The following is an 18370-nucleotide window of genomic DNA, read 5'->3' on the forward strand; positions in this document are numbered from 1 at the left end:
GTACCCTGGCGGCGGTTCAGCTCTCAAGGCGGATGGCAAGGTCGTGCAGGTCCGGCAGTCTCGGGACCCGCCCTTCGAATCCTGGCAGGGGGACGTGGAGTGGGTCGGTCCAGCGGGCGGGGATGGCTTCTAGGCCGTAGTACGCCCCGGCGAGGCCTCCGGTCACCGCGGCCGTCGTTCTCGCTCATGCGGTCCTCTCGTCCTCCGTCCCATGCCCATCGCTTCGCACCCTGGCGCCTCCCCTGGAACGCGCGCATCACGCACGGCGCCGACGAGCCGACCGGCCGGGCACGCAGTCAGAGCCACGAACCCGCAGTCCCGACCGGCCTGGTGCCGGACCGGTCGGCACATGTCCACCAGAGGCGGGTGCCAGGGTCCTACCGGAAGAACGCCAGGTAGTAGTCGACGAACTTCATCTTGTGCTGTCCGGCCGCGTCGTCGTTCTGGCCGGGGACGAACTCGGGGGCGTTCTTGATCTGTTCCTTGGTGCAGCTGACGAAGACGGTCTCCGTCGCGAGGTCGACGGCGGTGACGAATCCGCCCGGGATGACGACCTGGCGGCCGATGATCCACGGGCCGGTGTCCACGACCAGGTGGCTGCTGCCGACCTCCGCCGAGTGCTTGTCCACCTTTCCGATACCTCCGTCGGAGCACTCGACCTTGTATCCCGTCACATCCACCTCTGTCGCGTGGGTCGCGGTCTCGGCATAGGTCCAGACATCACGAGTCATGTCCGCTTCCTTCCTCCCGTGCGGCCGGTGGCCGTCGTGTTCTCCTGCCGTTGCGTGTGCTCGGAAAGTGCCACCTCACACGGCTCGAGTCAGTCGATCTCCACCGCCTGCGCCGCGTCCGGTATCTGTTGGGCGGTCACGCGGTGAGACAGCGGGTCCACGGCGCTCCGGCTCCCGGCGGGGGCGGCGTCGATGGAGCCCGTCAGCGTGACGCCGAGGGCGGCCAGGGCCGCGCTCTTGGCGAGCAGTCGTCCCGGGCGGTGGGGCGACCTGGTCCTCGGCTCCGCCTTCGTGGGCGTGGTCCGGCCGCTCGGGGGCGTACCGGGCGAGCGGCGGACTCCGGAGGGGTTGCCGGGGTCCCCGGGCGCCGTCGCCGGCTGTGCGGCGTGCGGGGCGTCGCACGCGCCGGGGATCGGCAGCGCGGCCAGGGCCTTCTGGCAGGTGCGGGCGTCGGGTCGGTTGGAGGCCTCGTGCGCTGTCATGGCCGTCAACAGCCTGCCGAGTCCTGGGGGGAGTCCGTCGGGTAGCTCCGGCGGACGGTGCAGCCGTGCGAGCGCCGCCTCCAGGGGCGGGCCGCCGTACTCCCGTTCGCCCTTGAGGGCCTCCAGGAGTACGAGTCCGAGGCTGTAGACGTCGGCCCGCGGCCCCGTGGTCCGGCCGAGTGCCTGTTCCGGTGCCATGTAGCAAGCCGTCCCCATGAGGACGTCCTCGCCCTCGGTGGCCGGGGCGGCCGCGCTGCTCGCGGCGTCGTCGGGCGCGGCCGTGGGGTCGGCGGCGGTGGCGAAGCGGCAGGAGATCCCGAAGTCCGTCAGGCGCGGGGCGTCGGTCCGGTCCAGGAGGATGTTCGACGGCTTGACGTCACGGTGGACTATTCCTGTTCCGTGCACATGGGCGAGTGCGGAGGACAGCGCGACCCCCATGCGGCGGGTCTCGGTCACCGAGAGCGCGGAGCGGGCGAGGCGCCGGCGCAGGGTCGTCCCTCTGACGAGCTCCATCACCAGGAAGGGACGGCCTTCGTCGCGACCGGAGTCGAAGAGGGTCACCAGACCGGGATGCTGCAGCTGGGCCAGGAGACGTCCCTCGTTGTCGGAGTGCTCCTCCGTCCGGGTGTCGCCGCGGCGGAAGACCTTCACCGCAACGGGCCTGCGCAGCCGGAGGTCCACGGCTTCGTAGACGTCGGCTGCTCCCCCTCTCCCCAGGAGGCCGTCGAGCCGATACCGGCCGGCGACTGCGTGAGCCGTCAGCCGGGTGTCGGGTTGGACGCGCCACGGACGGACCTGCATCTCGGTTCTCCCTGTGTTCCGTTGCCGCCTTGTGCCGTCCGCCTTCTCGTCGACGAGCGGTGTGCCGCCCCGCCCAGTGCGGATCCTCCGGTCTGGGGCGCTGGTCGCCTCCGAACGTCGCGGCCGTGCGGCCGCCGCGTGCGGACCTCGGGGTACGGCTGCCCCCGATGCCCCGGGACATCCCTGTGACGTCGCGTATTCGGCCGACGCGGGCAGCTGGTCGCTATCGGGCGTCCGCGTTCGGGCGGTGGAGGACACCTTCCGGGTCTTCCCGGGCGAGGCGGCGTGAGCTCTCTGCCCCGTCGCGGGTGGTTCGCCGTATCGGAGGGGTCGGGGAACGGGCGCCACTGCGCCCGTCCGTGCGTCCGCGCGCCCCTGCGTGAGGGATGGCCGTGGCCGGATCTCGCCTCCACGATGAACCGCGTCCCGTCCCGCCCGCCGCGGACGGGACGGTGCGTGTCCGGCGGCGCCAGAGGGCAGGACCGTTCGCGCGTCACCACTTCGGCGATTCGTACGGGGGGATCCATGGGCAGGCGCTGGTTGATCACGGGGTGCTCTTCAGGTCTCGGAAGGGCATTGGCCGCCGCGGCGGCACGGGCGGGGCACGAACTCGTGGTCACCGCCCGCAAGACCGCGGACCTGGAGGACCTCGCCGCCGCCTGGCCCGGACGGATCGTCCCGGTGCCGCTGGAGCTGCGGGACCCGGCCTCCTGCCAGGAGGCCGTCCGGACGGCCGTGGACCGCCTCGGAGGCATCGACGTCCTCGTCAACAACGCCGGCGTCGGTCTGTTCGGCGCGGTCGAGGAGGTCTCCGACCACGAACTCCGGGAGCAGCTGGAGATCCTGGTCGTCGGGCCCTGGAGGCTCACGCGGCTCGCCCTGCCCCTGATGCGGGCCCAGGGGCACGGCCACATCCTCAACGTCTCCTCCGTCGTCGGCCGGATGGCCTTCCCGGGCCTCGGCGCCTACGTGGCCGCGAAGCACGCGCTGGAAGGCATGAGCGAGGCTCTCGCGGTGGAGGCGGCCCCGCACGGCATCCGTGTCACGGTCGTCGAACCCGGCATGTTCGCCACCCGCTACGGCACCGCCATGACGGAAGCCGCCCACCGGGTCCCCGCCTACGACGTGACCAACCGCGAGATGCTCGAAGGCGCGCGCGGGCTCGCCGACAGCCCCGAGACCGGACGTCCCGAGGACTACGCGGCACGGGTCCTGGCCATCGTCCACACCGAGGGCCCCACGCCCCTGCGCATCCCGGTCGGCGCCGACGCGTACGGCTATCTGGGCGTCGCGGAGCAGGCCGCCCGAGAGGAGTACGCCGCGGCGCGGGCCCTGGTTGACGGGCCACCGCCCGGGGTCTGACGGACCGTCGCACCGCACCCCGCACCGCGAGGCCCACGGGCCCGCCACCGCCGGCGGTCGCCAGGAGCGGCGCCGGTCGTGCGGACCGGAGGCATGCGCGGGGCTGTTGTTACCTGTGCGTTCCGCATAGGTGGAAGGTGACAGCGGCGACTGTCGGGGCCCTCGGGGGACGTGACAGCGTCGTGTCCGTCACCGACCGAGGGAGTGCGCAGTGAACAAGGGGTACGCGGTGTTCTGCGACGCCGACCGTCACTTCTACGACGCGCCGCACCGTCTGGTCTTCGCCGAGGGAGCGGGCGACTCGCTCTACCGGGCGGCCACCCTCCCCGTACCCGAGGGCTGGACGTCCCACCGTACGGGCGACTGGCTCGCCCTGCGCCCCCTGGACCACTCGCTCCCGTCGCAGGGCTGGAAGATCCACGTCTCTGCCTGTCTCGACAACGCGGAGGCGATCCTCGCCACGGTCCGCGAGTACTGTCTGGGACAGGACGTGGCCTTCAAGTTCGTCCCCAGCCGGTACCTGCTGCACCAGCGCAACGCCAAGTACGCGGACCGCTCGGCGAGCGGCAAGTTCATCACCGTGTATCCGGCCGACGACGAGCAGTGCGAGCGCGTGGCCACCGATCTGGCGGGGCTGCTGGAGGGCCGGCCCGGTCCGTACATCCTCAGCGATCTGCGCTGGGGCTGGGGCCCCGTGCACCTGCGGTACGGCAGCTTCACCCTCCGCCACTGCTACGACGAGCACGGGGAGCTGCGGCCGGCCGTCGAGGACGGGTCCGGCACGCTCGTACCCGACCGGCGCGATCCCGTCTTCCACGTGCCCGCATGGGTGACTCCCCCCGCCTTCCTGCGTCCGCACCTGGAGGCCAGGGCCTCGGTGACCGTCCAGGACATGCCGTACGACATCGAGAAGGCCCTGCACTTCTCCAACGGCGGCGGAGTGTACGAGGCCCGGGACCGGCGGACCGGGCGGCGGGTCGTCCTGAAGGAGGCGCGGCCGTACGCCGGCCTCGCCGCCGACGGCGCGGACGCAGTGACGCGGCTGCACCGCGAACGCGAGGCGCTGGAACGGCTCTCGGGGCTCGCCTGCACGCCGGAGGTCCTCGACAGCTTCACGGTGGGCGACCACCACTTCCTGGCGCTGGAGTTCGTGGAGGGCAAGCCGCTCAACACCTTCTTCGCGCGGAGGCATCCGCTGATGGAGGCCGATCCGTCGGCGGAGCGGCTCGCCGAGTACACGGAGTGGGCGCTGCGGATCCACGGGCTCGTCGAGCGGGCCGTGGCCGCGGTGCACGCACGCGGGATCGTCTTCAACGACCTGCATCTGTTCAACATCATGGTGGCCGAGGACGAGTCCTCGGTGGTGCTGCTGGACTTCGAGGCGGCCCAGCCCGCCTCGGAGGGCGGTCGCCAGACCGTCGCCAACCCGGCGTTCGTGGCGCCCGCCGACCGGCGGGGGTTCGATGTGGACCGGTACGCCCTCGCGTGCCTCCGGATCGCGCTGTTCATCCCGCTCACGAGTCTGCTCGCGGTGGACCGGGGCAAGGCCGCGCACCTGGCGGAGACCGCCGCGGCGCGGTTCCCGCTGCCCCCCGGTTTCCTGGACGAGGCGGTTCGGGAGATCACGCGCGACCCGGCCGGCGGCCGGTCCGGCGGGAGCTCGCGGGCACCCGACCGTCCGGCGGACCGCTCCCGGTTCCTGCCCACGGAGCCGGGCGACTGGCCGAACAGCCGTGACTCCATGGTGGGCGCGATCCTGGCGTCGGCGACTCCCGAAAGGGAGGATCGTTTCTTCCCCGGGGACATCGCGCAGTTCGCCACCGTCGGCGGGGGCATGACCTTCGGACACGGCACCGCCGGAGTGCTCCACGCCCTGCACGAGAGCGGGGCACCCCGATGTCCGGAGGCCGAGGACAGGCTCCTGCGGCACGCCAAGCAGCCCGACTCCGGCACACCGCTCGGCTTCTACGACGGGCTCACCGGTGTCGCGTGGACCCTCGAACGGCTCGGGCACACGGCTGCCGCGCTCGAACTGGCCTCACTCGTCGCCGAACAGGACCACGAGGGCCTCGCGCCCGACCTGTACGGAGGGACGGCCGGTATCGGCCTCGCCCTGGACGCCCTGGCCACCGCCACCGGTGAGAGCGGCCTCCACGCGGCGGCCCTGCGCTGCGCCGAGCTGTCCGCCCGCCCGCTCCGGTCGCCCGCGCGACCGGCGGGAACGGCAGGAGCGGCAGGAGCGGCAGGAGCGGCAGGCAAGGTGCGCACGGGACTTCTGCACGGCTCCGCCGGACGGGCCCTGCTGTTCGTACGGCTCTACGAGCGCACCCGGGACTCCGCACTCCTCGACCGCGCCGCCGAGGCGCTCCACGACGACCTGAGCCGCTGCGTGCGCGGTGCCTCCGGGACCCTGCAGGTCGACGAGGGCTGGCGCACGATGCCGTACCTCGGCGCGGGCAGCGTGGGCATCGGCATGGTGATCGACGACTACCTGCTCCACCGGCACGACGACGCCCTGGACCGGGCGCGCCGCGAGATCGTGCGGGCGGCGCAGGCCACCTTCTACGCCCAGCCCGGTCTCTTCCGGGGCGTCGCCGGAATGGTGCTCCACCTCGCCCGTACGAACGTCGGCGGGCCCGGCACGACACCGGAGGACGTACGCCGCCAGATCGGCTGCCTGAGCTGGCACGCCATGTCCTACCAGGGCCGACTCGCCTTCCCCGGCGAGCAGATGATGCGCCTCTCCATGGACCTCTCCACCGGTACGGCGGGCGTCCTGCTCGCCCTCTCCTCGGCCCTGGGCGACCGCCCGGCCCACCTGCCGTTCCTTCCGCCGCTCCCGCGGCCCCACGAACCGGCCCCGTGACGGGGTCGCCCCGCACCACCGTCCCCTACGAAAGGAAACGATCATGAACCTCTTCGACCTTCAGTCGCTGGAGACCCCCAAGGACGAGGCCATCGGCGATGTCGAGACCGGCAGCCGCGCGAGCCTCCTCCTCTGCGGTGACAGCAGCCTCAGCGTCACGACCTGTAACTGACCCGATCCGGCTTCCCGCACGGCACCCCGAGCGCCGGTGAGGAGTCACGGGGCCCCGGGAGCGCTGCTCCCGGGGCCCCGGCCGTCTGGGCCGGACACCGGCGGCCCCGACGGGAACGTCGATCCCGGAGGGGAAGAGAGGAGGTCGGATGGCCTCGCCGACCGGTTCCGACCGGCTGCTCCGCGGCTCCGTACGGCACACCGCGGGCACCACAGCGGCGCTGCTGCTCTGCTCGGTCGCCGGCGCGGCCTGCTCGCTCGCCGTCCCCGCGCTCGCCGGCAGGACCCTTGACGTGCTGCTACGTGACCAGCCCGGGGCGGGAAGGTGGCTGCTGTGGACCGCCGTGCTGCTCGCGGCCGAAGTGCTCCTGGAGACCGGCTCGGTGCTTCTGACGCAGCTCGCCAACGCCCGCGCCACCGCCTGGATCCGGCTGCGCGCCCTGGGCGGTCTCCTCGGCACCGCGCCCCACCGGGCAGCACCCCACTCGGGTGGCGACGTCGCCGCCCGGCTGTGCGTCAACTCCACCGACAGCGGTACCGCCCCGGCGGCCCTCGCGACCTCGGTGTCGTCGGTGCTCGTGCCGATCGGCGCACTCGTCGCCTTGGCGCTCATCCACCCCTGGACCGCCGCCGTCTTCGTGGCCGGTCTGCCCCTGCTCCTGCTGCTGCTCCGCGCGTTCGCCACCCAGTCCTCCGACTCGGTCGGTCACTACCAGCGGGCGCAGGGCGCCGTCGCCGCCCGACTGGCCGAAGCACTCGGCGGCGCCCGTACCATCGCCGCCGCCGACACGGCACGGCACGAGGAGGAGCGCATCCTCGCCCCGCTGCCGGACATGACACGGCACGGCACCCGCATGTGGCTCGTCCACGGCCGCGCCGTGGCCCGCAGCGGCGTCCTCCTGCCCCTGCTCACCACGGCCGTCGTCGCGGTCGCGGGAGTCGCTCTCGCCGCCGGCGAGGTCAGCGTGGGCGGGCTGCTCGCCGCCTCGCGGTACGCGGCGCTCGCCGCCGGGATCGGAGGCATCGCGGCACCACTCGGGACCCTGGTCCGAGCCCGCAGCGCGGCACGCCGCACCGCCGAACTCGCCGATCTGGCGCCGATGTCGCACGGCTCCGCGGTCCTGCCACCCGACGCGCCCGGGGACCTGGAACTGCGGGGAGTACGGGTGACGCGCGGCGACGTCCCCCTGATCGCGGACGTGACGCTCACGATCGGCGGCGGGTCGACGGTCGCCGTCGTGGGCCGGTCCGGAGCGGGCAAATCGACCCTGGCCGCCGTCGCGGGCCGGCTGACCGACCCCGACGCCGGGAGCGTCCGCCTGGACGGAGTGGACCTGGCGGAACTGTCCCGATCGGAGCTGCGCGGGGCGACCGCGTACGCCTTCGCGCGTCCCGTCTTCGACGGCGGGGCCACCCCCACCATCGGCGCCGCGCTGGCCGCCGGGGCCGGGCCCGCCCGGAGCCCGGCCACAGCGACGGGCATCCGGGACGCCGCGACGGCCGCCTGCGCCGACACCTTCGTCCGACTGCTGCCACTGGGCTACGAGACCCCGGTGGACGACGCCCCGCTCTCCGGCGGCGAGGCCCAACGCCTCGGTCTGGCACGGGCGTTCATCGGCCGGGGCCGTCTCATGATCCTCGACGACGCGACGTCGAGCCTCGACACGGCCACCGAACGTCAGGTGGAGACCGCCCTCGCCACACCGTCACGGGCGTGCACCAGGCTGATCGTGGCCCACCGGGTGTCCACGGCCGCCCGGGCGGACCTGGTCGTCTGGATGGAGGCGGGCCGCGTCCGGAGGTCCGGACCGCACAGCCTGCTCTGGGAGGAGCCGGAGTACCGCGCGGTGTTCACCGCGGAGGCCCGGCGTGCGGACGCCCCGCGCTGGTCCACCGGGCCGGACGCTTCCCTGGAGACCGCCGGCTCCGGCGCTCTGCCGTCGTCGGCCGTCCCTGGGCTCGGAGCGGACGAGTGACGCCCGCTCCGAGCCCAGGGCGGCCGAAGGAACCGACCACACCGAAGGCGGCGGACCGTCCGGCACCGGCTGCCGCCTCCGGCGAAACGGACACGGTGCAGCACATCACCCGTCCGACACCGGCTGCCGCCCGCGGCGAAACGGACGCGCCCGGGAACGTCACCTGTCCTGCACCGGCTGCCGCCTCCGGCGAAGCGGACTCGACCCGGCGCGTCACGGCCTCGCTCCGGTCCCTCCTCAGCCGCCGCAAAGGCGTCCTGGCGAAGCTGGCGGCCTGGTCGGCCGCCGAATCCGCGCAGACGTTCCTCGGCGGCTACTGCGTGGCCCGCTCCCTCGACGACGGATTCCTGAGGGCCGCACCCTCGACCGGGCTCCTCTGGCTGGCGGGGGCCGCCGTGGCCATCCTGTTCGGCGCCCCCGTCGTCCGGGGCGTCTTCGCCCAGCTCCCCCACCTCACGGAACCACTGCGCGACCAGCTCGTACGGGGGTCGGTGGTACGCGCCCTGCGCACCGCCACGACCGCGGGCGGGGGCGGGGGCGGGGGCGTGAACGCCACGGCGGTGTCCCGGCTGACGAGTCAGACCGAGATCGCCCGGGACAGTTTCGCCGGACTGGTGCTCGCCACCCGCTCCTTCGTCTTCGTCGCCGTGGGGGCCCTCGTCGGCCTGCTGTCGCTCGCGCCGCAGTTCCTCCTCGTCGTACTTCCGCCCCTGGTTCTGGGCCTCGCTCTGTTCACGGCCTCCCTGCGGCCCATGGCGCGGGCCCAGCACCGGTACCTCGACGCGGACGAGGCTGTCGGCCTGCGCGCCGAGATCACCCGCACCGCACTGCGGGACACCGTGGCCTGCGGGGCCCAAGAGGCGACCGCCGCGCAGAACCGCCGTGCCGTCGACGAGGCGTCCGCCGCCCAGCGCGCCCTGGCCCGCTGGGCGTCCGTCCGCACGTTCTCGGTGGCGACGGCCGGACAACTGCCGGTCCTCCTGCTGCTCGTCACGACGCCGTGGCTTCTCCGCCAGGGCGTCACGGCCGGGTCCGTGGTGGGTGCGCTCACCTACGTCCTCCAGTCGCTGCTCCCCGCACTGCACACACTGATGACCGTCCTGGGCGCGGCGGGCGCGCGGCTTTTCGTCGTCCTCGACCGGCTCACCCAGCCGGTGCCCCCGACCCCGACGCCTCCCCCAGTCCCCGCCGCCGCACCGCCGGGCCCGCGCCGTACGGGCCGGGCCGCCACGGCGCTGCAGCTGCGCCACGTACGCGCCGCGTACGGCCCCGGGGCACGCCCCGTACTGGACGCGCTGGAACTGACCGTCGAGCAGGGGGAACACCTCGCCGTGGTCGGCCCGAGCGGCATCGGCAAGTCGACCCTGCTGCACATCTCGGCGGGCATGCTCACCCCCGATCGGGGCGACGTACGGCTCTTCGGTCGTGCCGTCGCGGCCTGCCCGCCCCCGGAGCTCATCGCACTGCGCGTGCTGGCCCCCCAGGAGGCGTACGTCTTCACGGGCACCCTGCGGGACAACCTGCGGTACCTGCGGCCCGACGCCGACCGGGCCGCCGTCGACCGGGCCGTGGACGCGCTCGCCCTGGAACCGCTCGTCGACCGGGTGGGCGGGCTCGACCGTACGCTGACGCCCGACGCCCTGTCCCTCGGCGAACGCCAGCTGATCGCGCTGGGGCGCGCCCATCTGGCCCCCGCCCCGCTGCTGCTGCTCGACGAGGCGACCTGTCACCTGGACCCCGTCGCGGAGTCCACGGCCGAGCGGGCCCTCAGCGCCCGGCCGGGAACCCTGGTCGTGGTCGCCCACCGGTTGTCGTCGGCACTCCGAGCCGACAGGATCCTCGTCCTCGACGGCACCCGGGCCCAGCACGGAACGCACGACGAGCTGCTCGGGCGTTCCGCTCTCTACCGCGATCTCGTGGGGCACTGGAACCAGGTCCAGGAGTGAGCGGACCGCGCCCGCGCCGACGCCGCGGCAGTGCTCAGGTCCAGCCGGCGCCCTGGGCGATCCGGATGGCATCCACGCGGTTCCGTGCGCCGACCTTGCGGATGACGCTCGCCATGTAGTTGCGGACCGTGCCCTTGGTCAGGAACAACGTCGCGGCGATCTCAGCGACCGGCGCTCCGTCGGCGGCCAGCGAGAGGACGCTCAGCTCACGCCGGGTCAGGGGCATCTCCGCGGCCTGGAGGAACCCGAGCGCGAGCGTGTCGTCGATGTAGCGCTCCCCTTTGGCCAGACGGTGCACGGCCTCCAGTAATCGATACTTCGGGGCGTTCTGGTCGACGAAGCCGCTCGCCCCCGCGGCATGGGCCCGCCGCAGAACCCCCGGCCGCTGCCCGGCGACGAGGGCCAGCAGAGCCGGACGGACACCCGAGCCCTCCCCCGAGGGCGGTGCGGAAGCGGCCACGGGCCGCATCGCCGAGGGCGGCAGACACTCGGCGTCCGCCACGTACACGTCCGGTTCGGACATCCCCGTCGCCGGGCCGTGCGGCCATCGGGGCAGCGACAAGACCACTGCGACCCCGCCCGACCTCAGCAGTTCGACCAGCGCGGTCCGCAGGAGCTGCGCCTCGTAGACCACCGTCACTCGTATCATTCCCACCCCTTCGGTCCTCCGTCGCGCCAGGACGGCACGACGCGAGCAATCACCCCCACCCCTCTGCCCTTGCCGCACCAGGCGGAACACCGCACCGGGTGCACAGGGGGCGCACTCCGGAGCGCCTCGGCCGGATCCGGTTCGTCCCTCCGAAGGCGAAGCAGGCCGACGGCGTGTGATGCCGGCCGCGCCGAACCAGGAATGTCCAGATCGAACCCGTACGGCGCGCGGGCGCGGGAGTGCGCCCCGGGAGTCCACCCGTCCGGGCAGGAGCCCCGGACAGGCGACAACCCGACACGGCACCGACCTCGATCCGAGCGCCGGGAACCCCGACCACCTCACAAGACCCCCGCTAGAACGTCGTTTCCTACGACTGTCAGAGCAGCATGAGAGCCTCCCGGCATGAGCTACGACCTTTCCCCATGCGGTGGAGCATGGCCGAGGAGGCGTCGGCCCACGCGGCGGCCGTCGCGGAGTCCATGGGCCTGATCTGCTTCGACGCACAGCAGAACCGGCTCAGGCCATGAGAAGGCCGGCCAAGCGGCGGTAGCCGATCAGGGCCGCGGCTATGCCGACGAGGGCGGGGAAGTGCTCAGCCTTCCGTTCGTAGCGGTGATGGAGTCTTCGACAACCGGCAAGCCAGAACGCCGTTCTCTCGACCACCCGCCGATGCGGGCCCAGCCGCTGCGAGGACTCGACACCCTTGCGGGGCCTGGCTGCCGTCACCGGTACAGGAGCCGTACCGGCGCTGTTCTACGATCATGGTCCTGCCGTCATGCGGCGCTGTACAAGTACGGGACGGACTGGGGGACGGAATGGCGATCGACAGGCCTGGCCGGCCGGAGAACCTGCCGGCAGCCGAAGTGTTGTGGGCGCGCTGGGCCCTGGTCGCCGTGCTGGAGGCCACGGCGAAGGCGGAAGTCCAAGGCGTTCGCCGCGGCGGCACATGGATTGACGGCAGAGGTCTGCACCTCGATGATCGCGGCTGCACCTGGTGGACGTTCCAGCAGATGGGAGAAGGCCGCTACCTGCTGTACGGCGAGGACGAGTCGAGTGCCGTGAAGTGGCACGAACCCTCGATCGACATGCTGGCGCAGGCGCCGGACTGGCTGCCGTACGAGCACCTTCGCGAGTTGTTGGAGGGCTGGGAGCTGGGCTGTGTGTACTGGTACGAGAACGGTGCCTGGGCTCGTGCGCCCTACCCGGGCGACTTGGACGATGACGGCCTCGACTGCGGAATGAGCCGTTTCGCGGTGCGCGATGAACTGCTGCGCGACTTGATCGCGTCGGAGCGCGGCCTGCCCCGCGGCCGGGCTGACGGTCTTGTGGCCGCGGCGGAGGCGCGTAGCCTGACGGCTGCTCAGATCCGGGAGGTGCTGGACGCGGCTGCCGCCGCGGACGAGTACGTGCCGGCGGACCGGGAAGCGCTGTTGCGGTCCCTGGAGCTCGCGGCGCTGGCTGCCCCCGGTTCCGGCACTCCGGCCGCGTCGGACGAGCCCGGCTGAGGCCCGGGAATCCATGCCGTCGGCCCCCGTGCCGGAGGGGACGGGTGGGGAAAGCGTGCCCGGGCTTCGGGGTACGCGCCCAGGCGGTTGGGGGCTCCGGAAGCAGTGCACGTTCCACACCCGTTCCACCACGGGGTCGCCCCGCCCGGCACCGTCGGACAGGCATGCTCGGACGTCCCACCGCGCCCGGTGTCCACCCCACCCGCGTCCTGTGCCCTTGGCCGGAGCGGCCTGCCAGAGACATCGTCGGTGCCGACTGTCCGGTTGTCCTCGCGGCGGCCCAGGAGACGCGGCTACGACGGGGTGGCCCCGTGCCGCTCCGTCGATGACCGCGGCCAGCACGGTCGCCTCACGCCGGACGGCCAGTTCGTCGTGCCGGGCTGCGACTGCACGCGATGCCGCTCGATGCGGTTGATCCCGCACTCCCCCGCATCGCGCGCCATCCCGCTCACCCGGCACTGAGCCTGTCCCGACGAGGAGCACTCGTACCTGCGGGACTCAGCACGTCCGTCCGCGACGGCTTCGCAGAAACGTCATTTGCGCCGTAACGCCGGATCGTTGACCGGCTCGACGGCGCCGCCGCCATCCTGCGGGCTGTTCTGCCCAGAGGTCCACTGGCTCGTACCGCGATCATCCGGGAGACGGGTGTCAGCGCAGCCGCCGTGTCGCGGCACGCGGCCGAACTGCTCGCGATGGGGCCGGTCTGGCAACCACCCGAGCCTCCTCGGCCGGGCCGTCCCCGTATCCCGCTCGACACCGAGACCTCTCATCACGTCGCCGCGGGCGTGCACATCGCCGTACCGCGACTCGCCTTCTCGCTCAGTGCAGCGCGGGGTCCGCCTCGACGGTGAGTCCGGATAGCACGGTGACCGGTCCTGCCTTGGCAGGGGCGGCATCGGGTGAGTTGCCAGCGGCGGCTCCCTCGGTACAGGCGGTGAGCGCCAGCACGGCCAGGGCGAGGGCGAGGGCGAGGACCAGGTGCGGGCAAGGTAGCGGTCGCCGTGAGTGAGGCAGGAGTAGCGGGCGTTGTCGAGGGACCAGCCTGCCGTGGTGGCGCGGGTGTGCGCCCGGCCAGGTCGAGGACGGCGACGGCCGCGACGGCGACGGCGTTGGAGCCGAGGGCGGACAGCCGCTCGCGGGTGGTACCGGGGTCGTCGACGACGCGGTCGTGGTGGGTGTCGGCGGCGAGGCGCGCGAGGGAATCTGCCTCTCGGCCGTAGGCGCCGGTGTGAGTGTCGATCAGGCCGGAACGCAGGAGGCCGAAGCCTCCTCGGGGGATGTACCCGAGGGTGAGACGGGTTGCCGACGGGGGTACGCCTCGCCTCGTCTCGTCTCGTTATGGAGTATTTACGACCATCAGGGGATGATAGGGGTGGAGGAAAGTCCGTACGCGGAGAGCGGGGGGCATGGCCGAACACCCGTCAGAGTTGCCCGATATGGCAGATTTCAGAGCATGGCGAGAATTTCGGAAGCTGGGTGCGGGCGGTTGGGGGGAGGTGTACGCGGGCCTTGATCCGGAAAGCGGTGAGCTCCGGGCCGTGAAGATCACGAAGGGCCCCTTCGACGATGCGGACGCGCAGAGCGGCAAGTTGTTCCGTCGCGAACTGGAGATCGCACAGGCCCTCGACCATCCCCACGTGGTACGTGCCTACCGCGTGGGCGAGCAGCACGGGCGCCCGTATCTGGTCATGGAGTACTGCAGCCAGGGGAGCCTGGCCGAACGGGTGATCCGCGACGGCCCCCTGCCCGCAAAGGAGGCCGTCGCCATGTCCATAGGCGTACTGGACGGTTTGGCCTACGCTCACCAGGCTCCACTCACCACACGCGACGCACTGGGCGAGGAAGTCACCGCACACGGCATAGTGCACCGCGACCTGAAACCGCCGAACATTCTCCTCACCCCCGGGCCAGACGGCGCCAGCTGCGCCAAGATCGCGGACTTCGGGCTCGCCAAGGCCTACGAGGCGGTCGGCCTGGCCGTCATCACCGTCACCGGGGACAAGCAGGGGACGCCCAGCTTCATGCCGCAGGCCCAGGCTCTCGACTACAAGCACGTGGGACCCGGAGCCGATGTCTGGTCGGCCACCGCCTCGCTGTACTTCGCACTCACCGGTCGCGCGCCCCGCGATCTCCCCCGAGTGGGAGACGTATGGAGAGCGCTACTTCGGTCTCCCGTCATACCCGTGGAACAGCGCGGCGTCCCCGTGCCCTCGGCACTCGCCGAGCTGGTGGACGACACACTCAGGGCCGACCGCACACTGCCCGACATGTCCGCGGCGCAACTACGCGACGCTCTCCTGACCGTTCTCTGAGAGGGGCGGCCCCATGCCCGACGGACAGTCCCCCCAGTACTCCGACCACGTCCCGTCCAGTGACGAGCTCTTGGAAGGCTTCACCGTCGAACGCCGACTCGGGCAGAGCAGAGCGACGGTCGATCTCGTGCGCAACCTCCAGACCGGCCACCACTATGCGGTCAAGCGCATCCACATGGAAACGCCCGAACAGTCGGCATCCGCCTTCCAGGAGGCACAGCGCTGGATCGGCCTGCCGGACCACCCCCACATCGCGGCCTGCCACTTCACCCGGCTCGGGTTACGCAGCCTCGCTCTCTTCGCAGAGTACGTGCCGAACGGCACCCTCGCCGACCGGATCGCCCGGCGGCCGGCGCGTCCGAACGACCCCACCGCTGAACTGCGCACCGTTCTCACCATCGCGGCACAGACCGCATGGGCGCTCGACGCCGCCCATGCCTGCGGAACGCTGCATCTCGACGTGAAGCCCTCCAACATCCTCCTCACCGCCGACGGCACCGCGAAGCTCACCGACTTCGGCGTATCCGCCCATGCCTGGTCCCTCCGCGAGACACAGGACCGCATGCTCAGAGTCTGGCTGGAGGAATCCGTCGGCCCGATCGATGCGGCGGAGAACCCCGAAGTCTTCCAGGCCATGCTGGCCAATGCCCGGCGCAACCTGTTCCTGGGCGTCTTCCCCGAGGACCGACCCCCTGCGCCCCACACGCTGCCCTACGCCTCCCCCGAGCAGGCCGAAGGAGGCTCGGCCGGCGCAGCCTCCGACGTATGGAGCTGGGCCGTGACCCTGCTGGAGATGCTGTTGGGCGAATGCACCTGGCCGTCCGGCAGCATCGCCCCGTACGTCCTCGAAGCCGCCCTCGCCCGCCCGGGCCCACGCTCCCTCACCATTCCAGCACCTCTCTCGAACCTGCTGGAGAGGTGCTTCCACTCCGAGCCGAACCACCGACCGCAGTCCCTGCGCCAACTCGCCGAGGAACTGCTGGAGATCGCCGAGAACGAGACCGGCACACCTCTGCCCTGCACACCGTCCCCACGGCCCGTCCTGGAGACGGTGCACTTCCGGCTGGGCGACCGGCGGATGACCGGCGGAGGCACCTGGAAAGGCGGACGGACACTACTGATCCAGGCCAGCATGCTCACCGCGCGCCCCTACGAACACACCCTCTCGCTCTGGCCCAGTGGCGTGGGCACCATGAGGTCCTGGCTACTCCAGGAACTCAACGCGATAAACGAGGCTCACCGTATGGTGCTCGAGGCCCCGGGCGATCCCACCCCGGAGCGGACGGACCTGGCCCGGCAGGCCCTCATGTCCGCTGCGGCCGTTCTGGACCGGCTGGGCGACGGGCCCGCAGCCACCGAGAAGTTCCGCTCCTGCGTTGCGGCAACGGGCGACGAGCCCTCGACTGATCTGGTGGACGCCTTGTCGAGGCTCGCCAACCACCTGCGTCGCCAGGGCCAATGGGAGGAGTCGTCCCAGGTCGCCGAACGCGCCTACACCACCGCGCGGGAGTTGCCCGACGGAGGAGACTCCACCGAGGCTGCGGAAGCCGTCGTGGCCGCGCTCGTGTCAAGTGCGCACCACACCGAGGAGCCTCGCGACCAGCTGGAGCTGCTGCGGAAGGCCCACGACATCGCGCAGGCCGCGGGGCTGCAGGCTGCGGCGCTGGTGACGCTCACGAACCAGGGGATAGTGCTGCGCGCCATGGGCAGCGAGAAAGCAGCAACGGAATGCTTTCGCCGCGTCGAGGAAAGGCTCTCCGACCCGAGTCCGATCTGGGGACTCGACGTGGTCACACGGGCCCAGACATGGTCCGCCCTGGCGGAGCACCACGCGGACGACATCCCCGCCGCTCTGCGCTGTATGACGCGGGCCCGCGATCTCCTGGCGGAACTCGTCGAGCGCGGGGAGACGGATCTGCTCGGCGCCCTGGGCAGGGCGGAATCGCGCCTCGTCGAGCTTCACGAGCCTCTCGACGCCCACGCCGCCGCGGCCACCTCTGCCTCCGCGGCCCAGAAGCACCTGAGCCACGCGACCCTGGACGGGCATGGCCAACCACTTCATGAGCTCGCGCGAGCCCGCGACCACGCGGCCGCGACGCTCTGGGACAGCTCCCCGGCAGCGGCACTCGAAGCAGCCGAGGCGGCCCTGGTCCTCTGGACCCGACTGGTGCAGAGCGAGGGGACGGCCTCATGGGGGGTTCAGCTGGCCGAAGGGCACCGCAAGGTCGGAGTCTCTCATCTCAAGGCCGGACATCCGCAACTCGCCGCAGAATGCTATGCGAACGGCCTGGCAGTGACCCAGCATCCCGACTACCCCCACTCTCCGACCGGCTCCATGGTGGCGGCCACCCTGCTGAGGGAAGTGGCGATTCTTCGCCGCCGCGCCGGTGAGCGAAGTGAGGCGCGCCGATTGTGCACAGAGACCCTGGCCCTCCTGAACGAACCGGACCACGCCCAGCAAGCAGAACTTCGCATGGTCACGCGTAACACCCTGTCCGGCCTGCTCCACGACGAGGGCCGTTGGCAGCAACTACTGGGCGCCGAAAGGGAGAACCTCGCCGAGGTCGAAGCCGCCGTGAACCGAGGCGTGCTGGACCAGGAGCGCCTCGCCTTCGCGGCCTACCGGGTCAGCCAGGCGGCTACGGATTGGGGGGACTCGATGTGTGCCGTCGAGGCCGGAGAGGCCGCCGCACGCACCTACCTCCGACTTGCCCACTCGGGCCGCCCACTCCGTGATGCCGCCGGCCTGGCCTGCTGGGGGCTCGGCATGAACCTCGTCCACCTCGGGAGACTTCCCGAGGCGGAGGAGCAATTCAGCTTGGCGCTGCAGGAGTTCGCGGAGGCGGACCGTACGGGCGAGACGGACAGCGTGCTGCGCGCGATAGGCGGTGACTCCCGTTCGGCCTACGTCGAGTTCATCGTCGAACGGCTGCCCCGAATCCGGACAGCCCGGCAGCTGTCGGCAGCTGACATCGAGACGTACCTGGCCGAGCAGCGATGGCTACTGAGCCGGTCGATGAACCGCGCGGAGCGCGAAGGCAAGGACTCCAGGGCCTGGAAGGAGGTCGCCTGGTCCGTGGGCCTACTCGACTGGCTGGCGCAGGAGCACGGTGGGACCTCAGTGCGTCATCTCCTCGCCGGCGCCGGATACCTGCTGGGCATGCTCACCTCGCACGATCGGCTCGGCGCCGCCGCACGCGGCTACCGCACGGCGGCAGGCGCGTGGAGTGACACGGCCCTGGCCGAGCCGGAGAAGACCGACACTTCCGGTGTGCTCTACGTCGACAGATGGCTCTCCGCGCTGCTCTACCTCATGGACACGCACCTCCGTGCCGGCGACCGATCGGCCGCCCAGCGCGTCCGAGAAGAGTTGATGAGCGCGGCAGGGGAGGTCTGCCCCGACCGGGCCGAGGAGTGGAACCTGTACACGGCCAGTGCCTGGGAAGCAGCAGCGGACGCAGGCACCGGACCGTCTTCGTAGTCCCCCTTCCATGACCGCGGCCGCCGGCCCGAACGAGCATGGACCATCGCTCCGGCACTGCGCCTCACCGAGCCCCACGCCGCCCCCG

11 protein-coding genes and 2 pseudogenes are annotated in these 18370 nt (G+C 72.0%); 8 read left to right on the forward strand and 5 right to left on the reverse strand.

The features are described 5' to 3' along the window. Positions 1 to 16 precede the first annotated feature (16 nt). From E0F75_RS38540 to E0F75_RS38550, 3 genes and pseudogenes are all read right to left on the reverse strand, one after another. A pseudogene (locus E0F75_RS38540) lies at positions 17 to 178 on the reverse strand (ADP-ribosylglycohydrolase family protein); the annotation flags it as partial. Positions 179 to 377: 199 nt separating this feature from the next. Further along, complete coding sequence (locus tag E0F75_RS38545; protein ID WP_229315675.1) at positions 378 to 731, reverse strand: PRC-barrel domain containing protein; 354 nt, start codon at positions 729 to 731, stop codon at positions 378 to 380. Between the two features lie 89 nt (positions 732 to 820). Beyond that, positions 821 to 2014: a serine/threonine-protein kinase gene (locus E0F75_RS38550; RefSeq protein WP_229315676.1), complete on the reverse strand. Its 1194-nt coding sequence runs from the start codon at positions 2012 to 2014 to the stop codon at positions 821 to 823. Positions 2015 to 2539: 525 nt separating this feature from the next. Between E0F75_RS38550 and E0F75_RS38555 the strand changes: the two genes are divergently transcribed. From E0F75_RS38555 to E0F75_RS38575, 5 genes are all read left to right on the forward strand, one after another. After that, positions 2540 to 3376 carry an SDR family oxidoreductase gene (locus E0F75_RS38555; RefSeq protein WP_267500053.1) on the forward strand — a complete coding sequence of 279 codons (837 nt, stop codon included), beginning with the start codon at positions 2540 to 2542 and terminating at the stop codon, positions 3374 to 3376. Positions 3377 to 3587: 211 nt separating this feature from the next. Beyond that, positions 3588 to 6242 (forward strand): class III lanthionine synthetase LanKC, encoded by a 2655-nt coding sequence (lanKC, locus tag E0F75_RS38560; protein ID WP_229315678.1) that lies wholly within the window; start codon positions 3588 to 3590, stop codon positions 6240 to 6242. A gap of 43 nt (positions 6243 to 6285) precedes the next feature. After that, entirely contained in the window at positions 6286 to 6414 is a 129-nt protein-coding gene (locus E0F75_RS38565; RefSeq protein WP_015037662.1) for a SapB/AmfS family lanthipeptide, read from the forward strand. A 148-nt stretch (positions 6415 to 6562) separates the two neighbouring features. Continuing rightward, positions 6563 to 8389 carry an ABC transporter ATP-binding protein gene (locus E0F75_RS38570; protein WP_229315679.1) on the forward strand — a complete coding sequence of 609 codons (1827 nt, stop codon included), beginning with the start codon at positions 6563 to 6565 and terminating at the stop codon, positions 8387 to 8389. A gap of 95 nt (positions 8390 to 8484) precedes the next feature. Next, complete coding sequence (locus E0F75_RS38575) at positions 8485 to 10335, forward strand: ATP-binding cassette domain-containing protein (protein WP_374115515.1); 1851 nt, start codon at positions 8485 to 8487, stop codon at positions 10333 to 10335. A gap of 34 nt (positions 10336 to 10369) precedes the next feature. Here the strand turns inward: E0F75_RS38575 and E0F75_RS38580 are convergent, their stop codons facing one another. Next, on the reverse strand, positions 10370 to 10984 hold the full coding sequence (locus E0F75_RS38580; protein WP_267500054.1) for a DNA-binding response regulator: 615 nt from the start codon (positions 10982 to 10984) through the stop codon (positions 10370 to 10372). 516 nt (positions 10985 to 11500) lie between these two features. Next, a pseudogene (locus E0F75_RS38585) lies at positions 11501 to 11692 on the reverse strand (IS5/IS1182 family transposase); the annotation flags it as partial. A 107-nt stretch (positions 11693 to 11799) separates the two neighbouring features. On the opposite strand from E0F75_RS38585, the gene E0F75_RS38590 reads away from it, so the two are divergent. The 3 genes from E0F75_RS38590 (at position 11800) to E0F75_RS38600 (ending at position 18282) form a co-directional block, all read left to right on the forward strand. Continuing rightward, positions 11800 to 12489, forward strand: a complete 690-nt coding sequence (locus E0F75_RS38590) for a hypothetical protein (RefSeq protein WP_229315685.1) — start codon at positions 11800 to 11802, stop codon at positions 12487 to 12489. Between the two features lie 1436 nt (positions 12490 to 13925). After that, the gene (locus tag E0F75_RS38595; protein WP_229315690.1) at positions 13926 to 14801 is read left to right on the forward strand and encodes a serine/threonine-protein kinase; all 876 of its coding nucleotides are present in this window, start codon (positions 13926 to 13928) and stop codon (positions 14799 to 14801) included. A gap of 13 nt (positions 14802 to 14814) precedes the next feature. Further along, a complete protein-coding gene (locus E0F75_RS38600; RefSeq protein WP_229315686.1) occupies positions 14815 to 18282 on the forward strand; it encodes a serine/threonine-protein kinase in 3468 nt (1155 codons plus the stop codon). Positions 18283 to 18370 lie beyond the last annotated feature (88 nt).

Source organism: Streptomyces sp. CB02980 (genome assembly GCF_014451325.2).
Lineage (GTDB): Bacteria > Actinomycetota > Actinomycetes > Streptomycetales > Streptomycetaceae > Streptomyces.